The 15,380-nt window shown below is 74.0% G+C and carries 11 protein-coding genes; 3 read left to right on the forward strand and 8 right to left on the reverse strand.

All coding sequences use genetic code 11. From position 1 onward, the window contains the following. Nucleotides 1-110: 110 nt before the first annotated feature. Nucleotides 111-746, reverse strand: coding sequence for a TetR/AcrR family transcriptional regulator (locus PUR71_RS28220; protein WP_329929963.1), 636 nt, complete (start codon nt 744-746; stop codon nt 111-113). A 219-nt stretch (nt 747-965) separates the two neighbouring features. Here PUR71_RS28220 and PUR71_RS28225 point away from each other — a divergent pair, with 219 nt between their 5' ends. After that, complete coding sequence (locus PUR71_RS28225; RefSeq protein WP_329929964.1) at nt 966-2,561, forward strand: MDR family MFS transporter; 1,596 nt, start codon at nt 966-968, stop codon at nt 2,559-2,561. Nucleotides 2,562-2,640: 79 nt separating this feature from the next. On the opposite strand, the gene PUR71_RS28230 is transcribed toward PUR71_RS28225, so the two are convergent. Then, a complete protein-coding gene (locus PUR71_RS28230; RefSeq protein ID WP_329929965.1) occupies nt 2,641-3,570 on the reverse strand; it encodes an A/G-specific adenine glycosylase in 930 nt (309 codons plus the stop codon). Between the two features lie 212 nt (nt 3,571-3,782). On the opposite strand from PUR71_RS28230, the gene PUR71_RS28235 reads away from it, so the two are divergent. Then, nucleotides 3,783-4,679, forward strand: a complete 897-nt coding sequence (locus PUR71_RS28235) for a hypothetical protein (RefSeq protein ID WP_329929966.1) — start codon at nt 3,783-3,785, stop codon at nt 4,677-4,679. Between the two features lie 100 nt (nt 4,680-4,779). Here PUR71_RS28235 and disA read toward each other — a convergent pair whose 3' ends face one another. Next, entirely contained in the window at nt 4,780-5,838 is a 1,059-nt protein-coding gene (disA, locus tag PUR71_RS28240) for a DNA integrity scanning diadenylate cyclase DisA (RefSeq protein WP_329930206.1), read from the reverse strand. Between the two features lie 200 nt (nt 5,839-6,038). Then, nucleotides 6,039-7,574, reverse strand: a complete 1,536-nt coding sequence (gene radA, locus PUR71_RS28245) for a DNA repair protein RadA (protein ID WP_329929967.1) — start codon at nt 7,572-7,574, stop codon at nt 6,039-6,041. 172 nt (nt 7,575-7,746) lie between these two features. Here radA and PUR71_RS28250 point away from each other — a divergent pair, with 172 nt between their 5' ends. Beyond that, nucleotides 7,747-9,708: a BACON domain-containing protein gene (locus tag PUR71_RS28250; protein ID WP_329929968.1), complete on the forward strand. Its 1,962-nt coding sequence runs from the start codon at nt 7,747-7,749 to the stop codon at nt 9,706-9,708. 29 nt (nt 9,709-9,737) lie between these two features. Here the strand turns inward: PUR71_RS28250 and PUR71_RS28255 are convergent, their stop codons facing one another. From PUR71_RS28255 to PUR71_RS28270, 4 genes are all read right to left on the reverse strand, one after another. After that, nucleotides 9,738-11,072 (reverse strand): DUF1254 domain-containing protein, encoded by a 1,335-nt coding sequence (locus PUR71_RS28255; protein ID WP_329929969.1) that lies wholly within the window; start codon nt 11,070-11,072, stop codon nt 9,738-9,740. Between the two features lie 58 nt (nt 11,073-11,130). Next, nucleotides 11,131-12,525 carry a DUF1254 domain-containing protein gene (locus tag PUR71_RS28260; protein ID WP_329929970.1) on the reverse strand — a complete coding sequence of 465 codons (1,395 nt, stop codon included), beginning with the start codon at nt 12,523-12,525 and terminating at the stop codon, nt 11,131-11,133. 152 nt (nt 12,526-12,677) lie between these two features. Next, complete coding sequence (locus PUR71_RS28265; protein WP_329929971.1) at nt 12,678-13,727, reverse strand: family 2 encapsulin nanocompartment cargo protein polyprenyl transferase; 1,050 nt, start codon at nt 13,725-13,727, stop codon at nt 12,678-12,680. A gap of 214 nt (nt 13,728-13,941) precedes the next feature. Continuing rightward, entirely contained in the window at nt 13,942-15,363 is a 1,422-nt protein-coding gene (locus PUR71_RS28270; RefSeq protein WP_329929972.1) for a family 2B encapsulin nanocompartment shell protein, read from the reverse strand. Nucleotides 15,364-15,380: the final 17 nt, after the last annotated feature.

The raw sequence follows: 15,380 nt of genomic DNA on the forward strand, positions 1-15,380 counted from the left end.
CGGAGGTCGGGAACACCCGAGGGGGACGGCGCGGCTCGCGCGGCGGCCGCCCTTCGTCGTGATCCCGCCCGGTCTGACCGGGCCGATCGGGCCGATCGGGCCCGGCGTGGTCAGGCCTGGGCGGAGGCGGGCACCGGACGGTCGATCAGGGCGCCGATCTCCAGCGCGACCTCGCGGGCGGCGGCCATCGCCTCCTCCACGGTGGCCTGCGGCGACTCGTGCCACAGGTGGTCGGCGTGGTCGGTGCCGGTCTCGTCCTGCTTGAGCAGGAACATCGCCGAGTTGATGGTGAAGAGCGACATCGCGGCGCGCAGCCGGTCCTGGAAGCTCGCGTCCGGCCCGTGCACGAGGCGGACCATCGCGATCATGCGCTCCTTGAACTCCAGGCCGGCCGGCGACTCGCGCAGCGCGGGCTGGTTCTCGTGGAAGAAGCGCAGCAGCGGCGCCCGCTCGGACATCCCGGCGGCGAAGCGGCGGATCAGCTCGTCGCGCAGCTCCGGCGTCCAGGGCCGCTGCCGGCCCCACTCGATGGCCTCGTCGATCGGCGCGGCCATGGACTCCACGATGCCGTGGACGATGTCGTCCTTGGTCTTGAAGTGGTAGTACAGCGCGGCCTTGGTGACGCCCAGGCGGTCGGCGATCTCGCGCAGCGAGGTCTGCTCGTAACCCTGCTCGGCGAAGAGCTCCAGGGAGACCGCGATGATGCGGGCCCGGGTGTCGCTGCGCGGGCTGTGCGTCGTACCCATGGCCTGCCTCATGACTGCGTCGGTGACTGCTGCGGACGCCGGCGGTGCCCGCCCCCGGGACACATTCTCCCTGCCCAGGCGGCCGGGAGAGAAACTGGCTTGACGACCGGCTAGTGGACAACTTACCGTGCCGACGGTCCATAAACTAGCCGGGCGACAAGTAAGTAGCCGCGCCAGGCCCGACGATCGTCCACACCCAGTCCCGGGAGACACCACCCCATGTCACAGTCCAAGACCGCCGACCCGGTGCCGGAGGACAAGCAGACCGAGGAGCAACAGCCGCGGTCACCCCGTGAGATCCGCCTCGTGATGGTCGGCCTGGTCGTCACGATGCTCCTGGCCATGCTCGACAACCTGATCGTCGGCACCGCGATGCCCACGATCGTCGGTGACCTCGGCGGCGCCGAGCACCTGTCCTGGGTGGTCACCTCGTACACCCTGGCCACCGCCGCCTCCACCCCGATCTGGGGCAAGCTCGGCGACCTCTACGGCCGCAAGGGCACCTTCCTGACCTCGATCGTCATCTTCCTGGTGGGCTCGGCGCTGTCCGGCCTGTCGCAGAACATGAACGAGCTGATCGGCTTCCGCGCCCTGCAGGGCCTGGGCGCCGGCGGTCTGATGGTCGGCGTCATGTCGATCATGGGCGCGCTCGTGCCGCCGCGCGACCGCGGCAAGTACCAGGGCATGTTCGCCGCGGTGATGGCACTCGCCACCATCGGCGGCCCGCTCGTCGGCGGTTTCATCACCGACCACCTGAGCTGGCACTGGACCTTCTACATCAACCTGCCGCTCGGCGTGATCGCGCTGGCCGTGGTCGTCGTCACCCTGAAGCTGCCCAAGGTCCGCAACAACGCCCGGATCGACTACCTGGGCGCGGTCCTGCTCACCACCGGCATCACCTCGCTCGTGCTGATCACCACCTGGGGCGGCCAGCAGTACGCGTGGGGCTCGAAGCAGATCCTCGGCCTGGCCGCGCTGGCCGCCGCGTCGCTGATCGCCTTCTGCTACGTGGAGCAGCGGGTCGAGGAGCCGATGCTCCCGCTCAGCCTGTTCAAGAACCTGAACTTCACCCTGGTCTCGATCATCGGCTTCATCGTCGGCTTCGTGATGTTCGGCGCGACCGTCTTCCTGCCGCTCTACCAGCAGATCGTCCAGGGCGCCTCGGCGACCAACTCCGGCCTGCTGCTGATGCCGATGATGTTCGGCATGCTGGTCGTCTCGCTCGTGGTCGGCCAGGTCGTCACCCGGACCGGCAAGTACCGGATCTTCCCGGTCATCGGCACCATCGTGATGGCCGGCGGCATGGTCCTGCTCTCCACCATGGGCACCGAGACCAGCAGCTTCACCTCCGCCTGCTGGATGATCGTGCTGGGCGCCGGCATGGGCTTCCTGATGCAGATCACCATGCTGGTCGCGCAGAACAGCGTCGAGCTCAAGGACATGGGCGTGGCCAGCTCCACCGCCACCCTGTTCCGCACCATCGGCGGTTCCTTCGGTGTCGCGCTGTTCGGCGCGCTGTTCAACAACCGGGTCGCCGACACGATGAAGGAGCGGCTGGGCGAGCACGCCTCGGCCGGCGCCTCGAAGGGCGACCCGAGCCAGATGAGCCCGGCGGCGCTGAAGCAGCTGCCCGCCCCGGTCCAGGACGCCTACCACCACGCGGTGGCCAACGGCATGCACACCGTCTTCCTGTGGGGTGCGGCGGTGGCCGTGATCGCGATCGCCGCCTCGGTCTTCATGCGCGAGGTGCCGCTGCGCGGCACCGGCAAGGACGAGAAGGCGGCCGAGGCCTCGCTGGAGGCCGCGGCCATCTGACGGGCCCTGCCGTACGCGGCTGACGCGCGACGGCGCCCCCGGAGAGGTCTCCGGGGGCGCCGTCGCGTATCGGGAAGGCCTACTGCGGGAGGCGGTAGACGCCCTGCTCGACGGGCTCGACCAGGCCGTCCGCCACGAGACCGTCCAGGGCCCGGGCCCGCTGCACGGCGTCCGGCCAGACCGCGTCCAGCCGGGCCTGCTCGACCGGGCCGTGTGCCTCGCGCAGGACGGCGAGCAGCTTGCCGCGCACCTGCCGGTCCGTCCCCTCGTAGGACTGGCCGCGCCGGGCCGGGCCCTCGTACGGCGGGCGGCCGGCCCGCTGCCAGGCGCAGTGGGCGAACAGCGGGCAGTCACCGCACTCGGGGCCACGGGCGGTGCAGACGAGCGCGCCCAGCTCCATGACGCCGACCGCCCAGGTGGCGGCGGTCTCGGCGTCGTCGGGCAGCAGCGCGGTCGCCGTCCGGCGCTCGGCCGCCGTGGTGGCCTGGGCCGGGTACTCGACGCCGGTCACCGCGCGGGCGAACACCCGGCGGACGTTGGTGTCCAGCACGACGTGGCGCTGGCGGAAGGCGAAGGACGCGACGGCGGCGGCCGTGTACTCCCCCACCCCGGGCAGCGACAGCAGCGTGGCGTGGTCGTCCGGCACCTCACCGCCGTGCTCCTCGGTGATCGCCACCGCGGCCGCGTGCAGCCGCAGCGCGCGCCGCGGGTAGCCGAGCCGGCCCCACATCCGGACCGCCTCGCCGGGGGCGTCGGCCGCGAGGTCGGCCGGGGTGGGCCAGCGCTCCAGCCACGCCTCCCAGGCGGGCAGGACCCGCTTCACCGGGGTCTGCTGGAGCATGAACTCGCTCACCATGACCGCCCAGGGCGACGCGTCGGGCGTGCGCCAGGGAAGGTCGCGCTTGCTGGCCTCGTACCAGTCGAGGACGGTCGCGTGCAGCGCCGGCAACGGGAGGGGCAGCCGGGGGGCGACGAGAGCGGTGGCGGGGGCGGCGGTGATGGAAGTCATGGCCCTTCGATCCTCCCACGCCCGCGGACCCGGCCGAATCGGAGCGCATGATTCCGCATCTCGGGGAATTTTCAGGCGAACACGCCGAAAGACCTCCCTCGAACGGCTCAACTGGCGGATCATGTGAAGGAAGGGGTGACTGTGCGGTGTTGGTGAGTCAATCGCCACACACTGTCTCGTAGAGTTTGGGCGTGCCCTCTCTGCGTCAACCCGTGGGACCGTTGCCGGCCTCGATCTACTGGCGACGGCGCGTCGTCGTGCTCGCCGCCGTGGCCGCGGTCATCGCCCTCATCGCCTGGCTGATGTCCGATCAGGGCGGCGGCAGTGACGACGGATCACCGAGCAAGACCGCGCAGGCCGCGCCGACCCAGTCCCAGACACCCGCTCAGGCCATCACGCCCGGCGCCTCGCCGAGCGGCCCCGCGGCGCGCCCCGGCGGCGGCAGCACCGGTGGCGCCGGCGCGGGCGGCGCCGTTCCCGGCTCCGGCGGGGGCGGCGGCGAGGTCAGCCTCAGCACCGGCGGCACCGGCACCGGCGGCGCGGCCAACCCGGCCCCGGCCACCGGCGGCACGGCGGGTGGTGCGGCGGCGGGTGGTGCGGCTGGTGGCACCGCCGGCGGTGCGGGCGGCTCCGGCTCCGGTGGCCCCGGCGGCTCCGGCGGCGCTCCCGCGGTGAACACCCCCGACGTGATGGCGCTGCCGATCTGCGCCACCTCGCAGGTGGCCCTGGAGCTGGCCAGCCCCCAGAACTCGTACCAGTCCAAGGACAAACCGCGGTTCGCCCTGACGGTGAAGAACTCCTCCGGCGCCAACTGCCGCGTGGACCTGGGCCGGACGACCTCGGTGATCACCGTGACCGCCGCCAACAAGGGCGACCGGGTCTGGTCCTCCGGCGACTGCCCGACGGACCGGGGCAGCCTCTGGGTGCAGCTCCCGGCCAACGGCAGCCAGATCGAGACGTTCACCTGGGACCGCAGCCGCAGCAAGCCGCAGTGCGCCACGCCCGACCCGGCACCCCCGGCGAACGACACCTACGTGGTGAACGCCGACCTCACCGGCCTCACCGGGGACAAGGTCTCGGCGCGCATCTCGATCCGCCTGGACGCCTGACCGGCCCTCACCCGCCCGTCACCCGCCCGTACGGCGAAGCCCCCGGGTCCGCGAACTGCGGTCGGGGGCTTCGGCGTTCCCGGTCGGGCGTGACGACGGGTCAGACGTAGCGCTCCAGGATGGACGATTCGGCAAGGCGGGACAGGCCCTCGCGGACCGAGCGGGCGCGGGTCTCGCCGACGCCCTCGACCGTCTGCAGGTCGTCGATGCTCGCGGCGAGCAGCTTCTGCAGCCCGCCGAAGTGCTCGACCAGGCGCTCTATCACCGTGTTGGGCAGGCGCGGGATCTTCGCCAGCAGCCGGTAGCCGCGCGGCGAGACGGCGGCGTCCAGCGACTCCGGCGAGCCGGAGTAGCCGAGCGCCTTCGCGACCGTCTGCAGGTCGAGCAGCTCGGCGTGGGTGAGCGCCTCCAGGTCGGCCAGCACCTCGGTGACCGTGCGGCCCTTCTTGGCGGCCCGCTCCGGGAAGTAGTCCCGGGCGACCAGTTCGCGCTCCGGCTCCACGCCCGCGATCAGCTCGTCCAGCTGGAGCGACAGGAGGCGGCCGTCGATGCCGAGCTCCAGCACGTAGCCGGCGATCTCGGTGGCGATCAGCCGGACCATCTCCAGGCGCTGGGCGACGGCGGTGACGTCCCGGACCGTCACCAGGTCCTCGATCTCCAGCGCGGACAGCGTGCCGGCCACCTCGTCCAGGCGGAGCTTGTAGCGCTCCAGGGTGGCGAGCGCCTGGTTGGCGCGCGAGAGGACGGTGGTCGAGTCCTCCAGCACCCGGCGGGTGCCGTTGACGTACATCGCGATCAGCCGCATCGAGTGCGAGACCGCGACCACCGGGAAGCCGGTCTGCCGGTTGACCCGCTCCGCGGTGCGGTGACGGGTGCCGGTCTCGTCGGTGGGGATGGTGGAGTCCGGCATCAGGTGGACCCCGGCCCGGACGATCTTGGTGATGTCCTTGTCCAGCACCACCGCGCCGTCCAGCTTGCACAGCTCGCGCAGCCGGGTCGCGGTGAACTCGACGTCCAGGACGAAGCCGCCGGTGCAGATCGACTCGACGTGCCTGTCGAAGCCGAGCACGATCAGACCGCCGGTGTTGGCCCGCAGGACCCGCTCCAGGCCGTCGCGCAGCCCCGTGCCGGGCGCGATGGCGCTGAGGGAGGCCCGCAGCAGGGCCTCCTCGCGGGAGGACTTGTCCGCCCCCCGGTCGCTGGCTGCCACGTGACTCCTCCGGTCGACCCGTGCCGCGCGCCTCGCGCCGTGCGCCGGCCTGCGGTCTGTTGCTCTGTCGCTCAGTACCGCTCGGTACTCGCCTTCTCGTCAATGAGACAGGGGAAGTCTAACTGCGTGTGGCGGGGACAGGGCTTGGGTCAGCGCAGTTCGTCGGAGTCGAGCGGCTCCCAGCCGTCCATCAGCTCCTCCGGGTAGGCGGCGACCCGGGCCCGGCGCGGGGCCGGCGGCGCCGACGGTGCCTCACCACGTGCCTCGCCGCGGGCCTCCTCGCGCCCCTCGCCGCGCGGCTTGGCGGCGGCCCGGCGGCGGCCCGGGATCGCCCGCAGCGCCTCGCCGATGTCGGCCACCTCGACCACCTTCATGCCCGGTGGCACCTTGCCCGGGTCCGGCGGGACGAGGGCGTGCGTGAAGCCCAGCCGGTGCGCCTCGGCGAGCCGCCGCTGCACACCCGTCACCCGCCGCACCTCGCCCGCCAGGCCGACCTCGCCGATCGCCACCAGGTTGCTCGGCAGCGGGGTGTCGGTGGAGGAGCTGGCCACCGCGAGCGCGACCGCGAGGTCCGCGGACGGCTCGCTCAGCTTCACCCCGCCGACCGTCGCGGTGTAGATGTCCTGCTTGCCGAGCTTCACGCCGCCGTGCCGCTCGACGACCGCCAGGATCATCGCGATCCGTGGCGACTCCAGGCCGGAGGTCGTCCGGCGCGGCGACGGGATCTGTGAATCCACCATCAGCGCCTGCACCTCGGCCACCAGCGGGCGCTTGCCCTCCAGCGTGACGGTGAGACAGGTGCCGGGGACGGGCTTGTCACGCCTGGTCAGGAAGAGGCCGGACGGATCGGCCAGGCCGACGATGCCCTCGTCGTGCAGCTCGAAGCAGCCCACCTCGTCGGTGGCGCCGTAGCGGTTCTTGATCCCGCGGATGAGCCGCAGCCGGGCGTGCCGGTCCCCCTCGAAGCTCAGCACGACGTCCACCAGGTGCTCCAGCAGGCGCGGGCCGGCGATCTGGCCGTCCTTGGTGACGTGACCGACCAGCAGCGTGGCCATGCCCCGCTCCTTGGACGCCCGGATCAGCGCGCCAGCGACCTCGCGGACCTGGGCCGGGCCGCCGGGGGCGCCGTCCAGTTCGGCCGAGGCGATGGTCTGCACCGAGTCGAGGATCAGCAGGCCGGGGCCGACCGCCTCGATGTGCCCGAGCACCGCGCCGAGGTCCTGCTCGGCGGCGAGGTAGAGGTGCTCCGAGAGCGCGCCGATCCGGTCGGCGCGCAGCCGGACCTGCCCGGCCGACTCCTCGCCGGTGACGTAGAGCGTGCGGTGCTGGGCGGTGGCGGCCTTCGCGGCGACGTCCAGCAGCAGGGTGGACTTGCCGACGCCGGGCTCGCCGGCCAGCAGCACCACGGCGCCGGGGACGAGGCCGCCGCCGAGCACCCGGTCGAGCTCCGGGACGCCCGTCGAGCGGGCCGTCGCGACCTGGCCGTCCACCTGGCCGATCGGGCGGGCGGGCGCGCTGACCGGACCGGCCGCCGTCGTGCGGATCGGCACCGCGCCGTACTCCTCCACCGTGCCCCAGGCGTTGCACTCCGGGCAGCGGCCGACCCACTTGGGCAGCTGGTTGCCGCACTCGGTGCAGCGGTACGCCGGGCGCGGCTTGGCGGTGGTCTTGGTACGGGCAGCCATGGGGCCCACCGTAGCGTCTGGGTACGACAGCGGTGGGCACGGCCGTGCGGGATCCGGGCCGGCCCCGTTCGGTGCCGGGCGTCCACACACGTGGGCGATGTTGTTACCCGAAAGAAGTACATACGCGAGGAATCCGCCGGACGGGCCGCCCGCCGTGCCTACCGTCGGAGGGGTGACAACGCGTACTGATGGGCCGCCGCGCGCGGAAGGGCCGGCGACGGCCGTGCTCGCGGCGTACGACCGGCAGGTGGACGGCCTGTTCACCTATTGCCTCTCGGTGCTGTGCGAGCACGACACCGCCACCGAGGCGCTGCGCGAGGTCCGCGACCTGGCGCAGCGGCACGGCGCACGGCTGGCCGAACCCGGACTCGTCCGGGCCTGGCTGTTCTCGCTCGCCCGGTACTGCTGCCTGCGGCGGCTCGCGGACGGCGCAGGGGGGACGGCCGGCACCGGGCTGACGGAGGCCGAGGCCGCCCGGCGCCGGCGCGAGCTGGCCTCGCTCGCCTGGCCGGAGGCTGCCGGGACCGACCCCGAGCAGCGGGAGGCCCTGGAGCTGTCGGCCCGCCACCGGCTCACCCCGCTGGAGGTGGCCGCGGTGCTCGGGCTGCCGTTCGACGCGACCCGGGCGCTGCTCGGCGCGGCGGAGGCGGAGGTCGCCCGCACCAGGTCGGCGCTGCTGGTGCTCGGCGTCGGCAGCTGCCCGGAGCTCGACCGGCTCGGCGGGGCCGGGGCGGAGAGCTGGCGGGACTGGGTGCTCGGGCCGGCGCTGCGGCGGGAGCTCGTCCAGCACGTCGTGGAGTGTCCGACCTGCCGGGGGACGGCGGAGCGGGTCGCGGAGGAGGCGGCGGACGGCGCGGGGCGTTCGGGGTCGTCGAGGTCATCGGGGCTTTCCGGGCTGGCGGGGCTGCCGCTGCTGACGGCGCCTGCGGTGGCCGCGTCCGGTACGCCCGGTTCGTCGGCGTCGTCGCGGGAGGAGTGGGCGCGCGACGGCGCGGTGACGTACCTGCCGCGGGCGTCCGGGTCCGGACGGGGGGCGGGTGCGGAGGCGGCCGTCGAGCCCGGGCTGAGGTTCGACCAGAGCGGCTTCCCGCGGCACCGCGTGCCGGACGCGGGGCGCGGGCTGGCCGTCCGGCGGCGGGTGGTGACCACCGGGGTGCTCGCGGCCGTGCTGGCGGCGCCGGTGGTCACGCTGTGGGCCGGGCACCGGGGCGGCGTCGGGCCCGGTGCGACGGCGGCGGTCTCGTCCGTGCGGGTGGACGAGGCCGGGCGGCAGGAGGAGCAACGGACGGCGGGGGCCGGCGGGGTGGGCGTCACCACCTCGGGAGCGGGTTCCGCCGTCGGGACGGCGGTGTCCGGGGTGGAGCTCGCGAGGGCCGGGGCGATGGGTGCAGAAACGTTGCTCCCGGGCTACCACTGGCCGGTGCTCCAGGGTCCGGCCGTTCCCGTGCCGGGCCGGGGCGCGACTCCCCTCGGCAGCCAGGCCCTGATCGCCACCCCCGCGGCGGTCGGGCCCGGCCGCGGGCCCGGCTGGGCCGCTGGCGGCGGCGCGGACCGGCCCGCGCCGGCCGGGCTGCTCACCGTCGAGGCGGGCGAGTACGGCAACCGGACGGTCCTCACTCTCACCAACTCCGGTGGCAGCGAGATCCGTTGGCACGCGGTCGTGGACGCGGCCTGGCTCCGGCTCAGCCGCGACTCCGGGACGCTCGAGCCGGGCCAGCGCATCACGGTGATCGTCACGGTGGACGACGACCTCGCCCCCGCGGCGCACTGGACGGCACGGATCGCGCTCCCACCGTCCGAGGCGGTCGTCACCCTGGAGGGCGGCCCGCAGGACCGGGGCGGCTCCACCTCGGCGCCCGCCTCGCCGACGCCGACCGCGGCACCGACGGCCACGGCCACGCCCGCCCCCAGCGCCAGCCCGACCGCCACGGCCACGCCCAGCACGACGCCCGCGCCGACCGCCACACCCACGGCCCAGCCCACGGGCACCCCGGCGCCCCCGCCGCCCCCGCACTCGCCGAGCCCGACGGCCACGGCGTCCCCGGGCGGCACGGCGACGCCGCACCCGCGCAGCGGCGGGTCGGCCCCGCCGCAGGCTTCGCCCGAGTCCTCGCCTCGGTCCTCGCCGCGGTAGGGGGTGCTTCCGGTCCGGGCCGGAGCGGTTCAGAGCCGGTGGATCGGCGGCACCCGGTACGTGCCGTCCAGGACGGACTGCTTCGGCTGGTAGAAGCGGATGATCGGGCGGAACTCGCCCGCCGGGGTGGGCAGCCAGTTCGCGAGTTCCGTCGGGTCCTCCGGCTCCTCGTGCTGGAGGGTCAGCGTGAGCGAACCGTCCGCGCCGTGCACCAGGCCGGGGGTGCGGTCGCCGATCGAGTAGCGCTCGATCGGGTTGGCCACGAGGTAGTAGTCCGGCAGCGAGTACATCGTGACGGACCAGAACGCCTCGGCCGGCGGCGGTACGTCGAAGCGCAGCGTGTAGCGGTTCGCGCCGCTGAGCGGGCGGCCGTCGGAGTCGTCGTAGGTCATGGCGTACGAGGCCTCGTAGGCGTGGCCGCCCCACAGGCCGGCGCGGGCGGCGGCGGCGCGGCTGAGGTAGCCGGCGCGGCGGTCGGGGATGCGCCACTCGGGGTCGTCGATGGTGCCGGGGCCCAGGTGGTCGATGTTGTAGTCGAACAGGTGCAGCGCCGAACGCCACTCCCCCAGCGGGTGGTCCTCGGGCGGGCGGGTGGCCGCCTCGACCCGTTCGCGCCCGGCGGCCAGCCCCTTGAGCAGGGTGTGGGTCCAGTCCGAGGCCGCCGCCCGGTACGGGGAGGCACCCTCGTCCAGGAGGCCCAGCGGGGCCAGGCGCCGCTCGTACTCGACGTCGGGGCCGGCGGGCGGGAAGGCCCGCATCCAGATCCGCATCCGCTCGAAGAACGCGAGCCGCTCGGGCACGTCCTGGTCGGGCTCGGGCAGGCCGGTGGCCCGCCCTCCCGGCTCCAGCGGGCTGAGGGTGAGCGCGTGCTGGAGGGCCTTGACCCGGGGCAGGTCGTCCGGGCCGGCGCAGGCGAAGCGGCCGACGACGGTCGCGACGGTGGTCGGCGCCTCGATCACCCGCTCCGGGTCGGGCCGGGTGCCGTGCCAGCCGGGCGGGACGACCAGCCAGGTCTGCGCGCCGGTGCCGGTGGCGCGGCTGCCGACGTAGGCGAAGTTGTCCGTCCAGGCGCCGACGAACTGCAGCACGTAGTAGGCCCCGGCGGTGTCCGGGACGTGCAGCACCTGGGGGCCCTCGGAGAGGTCGAGCTGGGCGATCGAGTAGACGGTGTCGTTGTTGACCGAGACGAAGTCGTCCCCCGGCGCGGCCAGCCGGGTGGCGTGGCTGAAGCGGTTGAACGTCGCCGCCGGGAGGGTGCCCATCCCGCCTTTGGTGAAGCGCTCGACCATCGTGAGGCCGGCGACGAGCGGGTAGCCGTAGACGTACGCGTCGGCGGCCAGGGCCTCCAGCTCGGGCTGGGTCATCGGGTGTCCTGTCGGGGTCGGGTCACGGTCGGTCGCGGCCTGGGGGTGGGGGTGGACGTCAGCGCGGGGTGAGCGGCGGGAGTCGCCAGCGGCCGTCGAGTGCCGCCGCCTCGGGGCCGCGGAGCCGCAGGACGACGGTGAACGGGCCGTCCGGCGCCGGGAGCCAGTTGGCGGAGTGCTCGGAGTCGGCGGGGCGCTTGTGGCGGACGTGGATCGTCAGACCGCCGTCCCGGTCGTGGACCAGGCCCGGGGTCCGGTCGCCGATCGCGTAGCGGTCGAGGGTGTTGTCGACCGGCCGGCGGTCCGGGAGCTCGTACAGGGCGGCGGACCAGGAGAAGCGGGCCGGGGGGAGCGCGCCGGGGGCGAACCGGATCGTGTAGTCGCGCTCGCTCGCGCTGGGCGGCCGGTGGCCCTCGCTGTCGGCCGTCCAGGCGCCGCACCAGACCTCCTCGGCGGGCAGGTCGTACGGGCCGAGGCGGGCGCCGAGGGCCTGGCGGAGGTGGTCGGCGCCGGTCTGCTCACGGGTGCCGGCGAGGCCGCGCGCGTCGGGGCGGGCGGCGGCCTCGCGCTCCAGCCGGGCCCGGGCGTCGGCGATGCCGCGCTCCAGCTCGCCCCGCACGTCCAGCGGGAGGGCGGCGGGCTCGAACTCGCCGCGGCCGTCGATCCCGAGGTCGGTGAGGCGGCCGCGCAGGTCCGCCTCGGCGGGCGGGAGCGGGACGGCGGCCGGGTGGCGGGGGGAGGGGAGCGGGAAGAAGCCGAGCAGGAAGTCGAGGAAGGCGAAGAACTCGACGGTGTCCGTCACCTCGTCCCGCCAGACCGGCCAGACCGGGTCCGGGGCGGGGTGCGGCGCCGGGGTGCCCGCGTACTCGTGCAGGGGGCGCAGCCGGTACTGCTGTCGGACCGCCTCCATCGCGGCGACCTCGGCCGGCTCCGGTCCGGTGAGGTGCGTGCGGGCGACGATGCCGACCAACCGGGTGGCGGTGCGGATCACGCTCCGGACGCCCGGCGGCGGCTCGCCCCGCCAGTCGGGGCCGGCCACCAGGTGGTCGCCGGCCTCCGGGCCGGTGACGCGGGCGCCGACGAACCCGGCGTACACGGCGTCGAGTTCGTGGACCGGCAGGACGTGGTAGCGGTCGTCGGCGGGGACGGAGAGGACCCAGGGCTCGGCGCGCAGGTCGAGCCAGGCGGAGGAGGTCGCGAGCTCGTGGTCGACGAATCCGGCACCGGGCGGCGGGGGGCGGAGCGTCGCGGTACGCGGGGTCGCCGCGTCGGGGGCGGACGGCGGCGGGTGGTGGCGGAAGACGCCGAAGCCGCCGACGTACGCCGGGTCGGCGTCGTCCAGCGCCTGCGCGTACAGGGTGCGGTAGTTCCGCAGGATCGGGTACCCGCGCAGCCACGCCTCGGCAGCCGTCGCACGGACGGTGGTCGGGTCGACGAGGGCCGGGCTGACCATGCTGTCGCTCTCCCCAGCAGGATTCGGACATATCACTACATAGGGGATGCTAGGCGGGGAGGCGTCGGTCAGCACCTGGAGGGCGGACGGCGAGAAGGGGACACGGCAGGAGTGGGAAGTCGGCCCGGCCGACTTCCCACTCCCCCGCGAGGTCAGTGGGTGCGGCGCGTCACCAGCTCGGCCAGCGCGAGCAGTTCGTCCGTCCGGGCCGGCTCGGGCACGGCCACGGCGAGCAGGTCCATCGCGGCGGCCATCCGCTCGCAGGACGCGCCCTGCGCCCAGCCGCGACCGCCCGCGCCCTCGACGGCCGCCGCGCAGAGCGCCAACTCCTCGGCGCCGAGCTGCCGGTCCAGCGCGTACAGCTCGGCCAGCCGGGCGCCGTCGGGCGTGCCCGAGCCGAGCGCCGCGACCACCGGCAGCGACTTCTTCCGCGCCACCAGGTCCGCACCGACCGGCTTGCCGGTGACGGCCGGGTCGCCCCAGATGCCGATCAGGTCGTCGATCAGCTGGAACGCCAGGCCGATCTCCCGCCCGAAGCCGTCCATCGCCTTCGCCGCCCGCTCGGACGCGCCGCCGTACTCCGCGCCCATCGCACAGGACGCGCCCAGCAGGGCTCCCGTCTTCGCCTCGGCCATCGCGAGGCACTCGGCGAGCGAGACGTCGTCCCGCTGCTCGAAGGCGCAGTCGATCTGCTGGCCCTCGCACAGCTCCACCACGCAGTCGGTGAGGCGGCGGACGGCGGAGCGGGCGGCCGGGTGGGTGTCCTCGGCCAGCAGCCGCAGCGCCAGCGAATGCATCGCGTCGCCGGCCAGGATCGCCTCGGTGGTGCCGAACACCCGCCAGGCGGTGGGGCGGTGGCGGCGGGTCTCGTCGCGGTCGATGACGTCGTCGTGGAGCAGCGTGAAGTTGTGCACGAGCTCGACGGCCGCCGCGGCGGAGGTGGCCGTGGCCGGGTCGCCGCCGAGGGCCTGGGTGGCGGCGAGGACCATGGCCGGACGGATCGCCTTGCCGGAGGGCGCCGCGGAGGGCGAGCCGTCCGCCTCCCACCAGCCGAAGTGGTAGCCGGCGACCTTGCGCATCGCGCCCGGCAGCGAGTCGACGGCGGCCCGCAGGACCGGGTCGACCAGAGCGCGGGCCCGGAGGAGCACGTCCTCGGCCTCGTGGCCCTCCCGGTGGTCCCGCTCCAGCGTGGGGCTCGTCATGGGTTCCTCCCCCTGATGACCTGTCGTGAGAAGGCCGGCCGCCGCCCTGGGGCGACGCGGCCGGCCGGTGCGCGGTGGGACGCGCGGGGCGCCGTCCGGCGCCGGGAGCTGGGCCCGGGGCCGGACAGCGCTCGGTGCGGTCGACGTGCGGCCGGCGTGCCGTGCCGGTCGTGGGGCGGCCTCGGCGCCGGCCCGCTCCGCCGCAGCGGCCGCCTCAGCGCTGGGCGATGTCCACGTTCTCCAGGACGCCGATCGCGTCCGGCACCAGGACGGCGGCCGAATAGTAGGCGGTGACCAGGTAGGAGATGATGGCCTTCTCGTCGATCCCCATGAACCGCACCGAAAGGCCCGGCTGGTATTCGTCCGGAATTCCGGTCTGGTTCAGGCCGATGACGCCCTGATTGTCCTCGCCGACCCGCATCGCGATGATCGAGCTGGTGTGGCCGCCGATGATCGGGATCTTGTTGCACGGGAAGACCGGCACGCCGCGCCACGAGGTGACGTGCGTGCCCTCGACCTCCACCGTGCCCGGGTAGAGGCCGCGCTTGTTGCACTCGCGGCCGAAGGCGGCGATCGCCTTCGGGTGCGCGAGGAACATCTTGGTGCTGCGGCGACGGCTGAGCAGGTCGTCCATGTCGTCCGGCGTGGGCGGGCCGGAGTGCGTCTGGATCCGCTGGTCGTACTCGGCGTTCTGCAGGAGACCGAACTCCGGGTTGTTGATGAGCTCGTGCTCCTGGCGCTCGCGCAGGGCCTCGATCGTCAGCCGCAACTGGTGCTCGGTCTGGTTCATCGGCTGGTTGTAGAGGTCGGCGACCCGGCTGTGCACCTTGAGGATCGTCTGGGCGACGCTCAGCTCGTACTCGCGCGGCTTCAGCTCGTAGTCGACGAAGGCGCCGGGCAGCTCGAACTCGCCCTCGTGGCCCGCGGAGAGGTCGATCGCGGCCTCGCCGTGCTTGTTCTGCGCCTGCTGGAAGCCGTTCAGGTACTCCATGATCTGCAACTGCAGCGACTCGGAGCGGTCGTGGAGCTCCTGGAAGGCGGGCCACGGCAGCACCATCACGGTGCCGGCGGTCGCCGCCTTCACCGTGTACGGCCAGGCGTTGCCGTCCTCCTGCAGGGCCTCGTCGCCGAGGTGGTCGCCGTCGGCGAGGGTGCCGATGACCGTGTCCTCGCCGTACTTGCCGGTGCCGATCCGCTCCAGCTTGCCGTGCGCGATGACGAAGACCTCGCTGATCTCCGCGCCGGCGGAGACCAGGACGTCACCGGCGGCGAAGTCGCGCTGCACGAAGCGCCCCGCCAACTCCTCCAGGACGGCCTCGTCCTGGAAGCCGCGCAGCACCGGCACCTCGGTGAGGCTCGGCGGGACGATGCGCACCTCGGCGCCCGTCTTGACGAAGCTCACCCGGCCGCGGCCGACCGAGTAGCGCAGGCGACGGTTCACCCGGTAGGTGCCACCGGAGACCTGCACCCACGGCAGCATCCTGAGCAGCCAGCGCGGGCTGATGCCCTGCATCTGCGGCGCGGACTTGGTGGTCGTGGCGAGGTTCCGCGCACCCGCCGTGCTCAGACTCTGCTGCTGCCGGATCTCCGGCTGCGCGCCCGGCGCAGGAATACCGGCATTCGTTTCGGTCGACATAGGGGAGCCCTTCGCAA

Source organism: Streptomyces sp. SP17BM10 (assembly GCF_036322405.1).
Taxonomy (GTDB): Bacteria; Actinomycetota; Actinomycetes; order Streptomycetales; family Streptomycetaceae; genus Kitasatospora.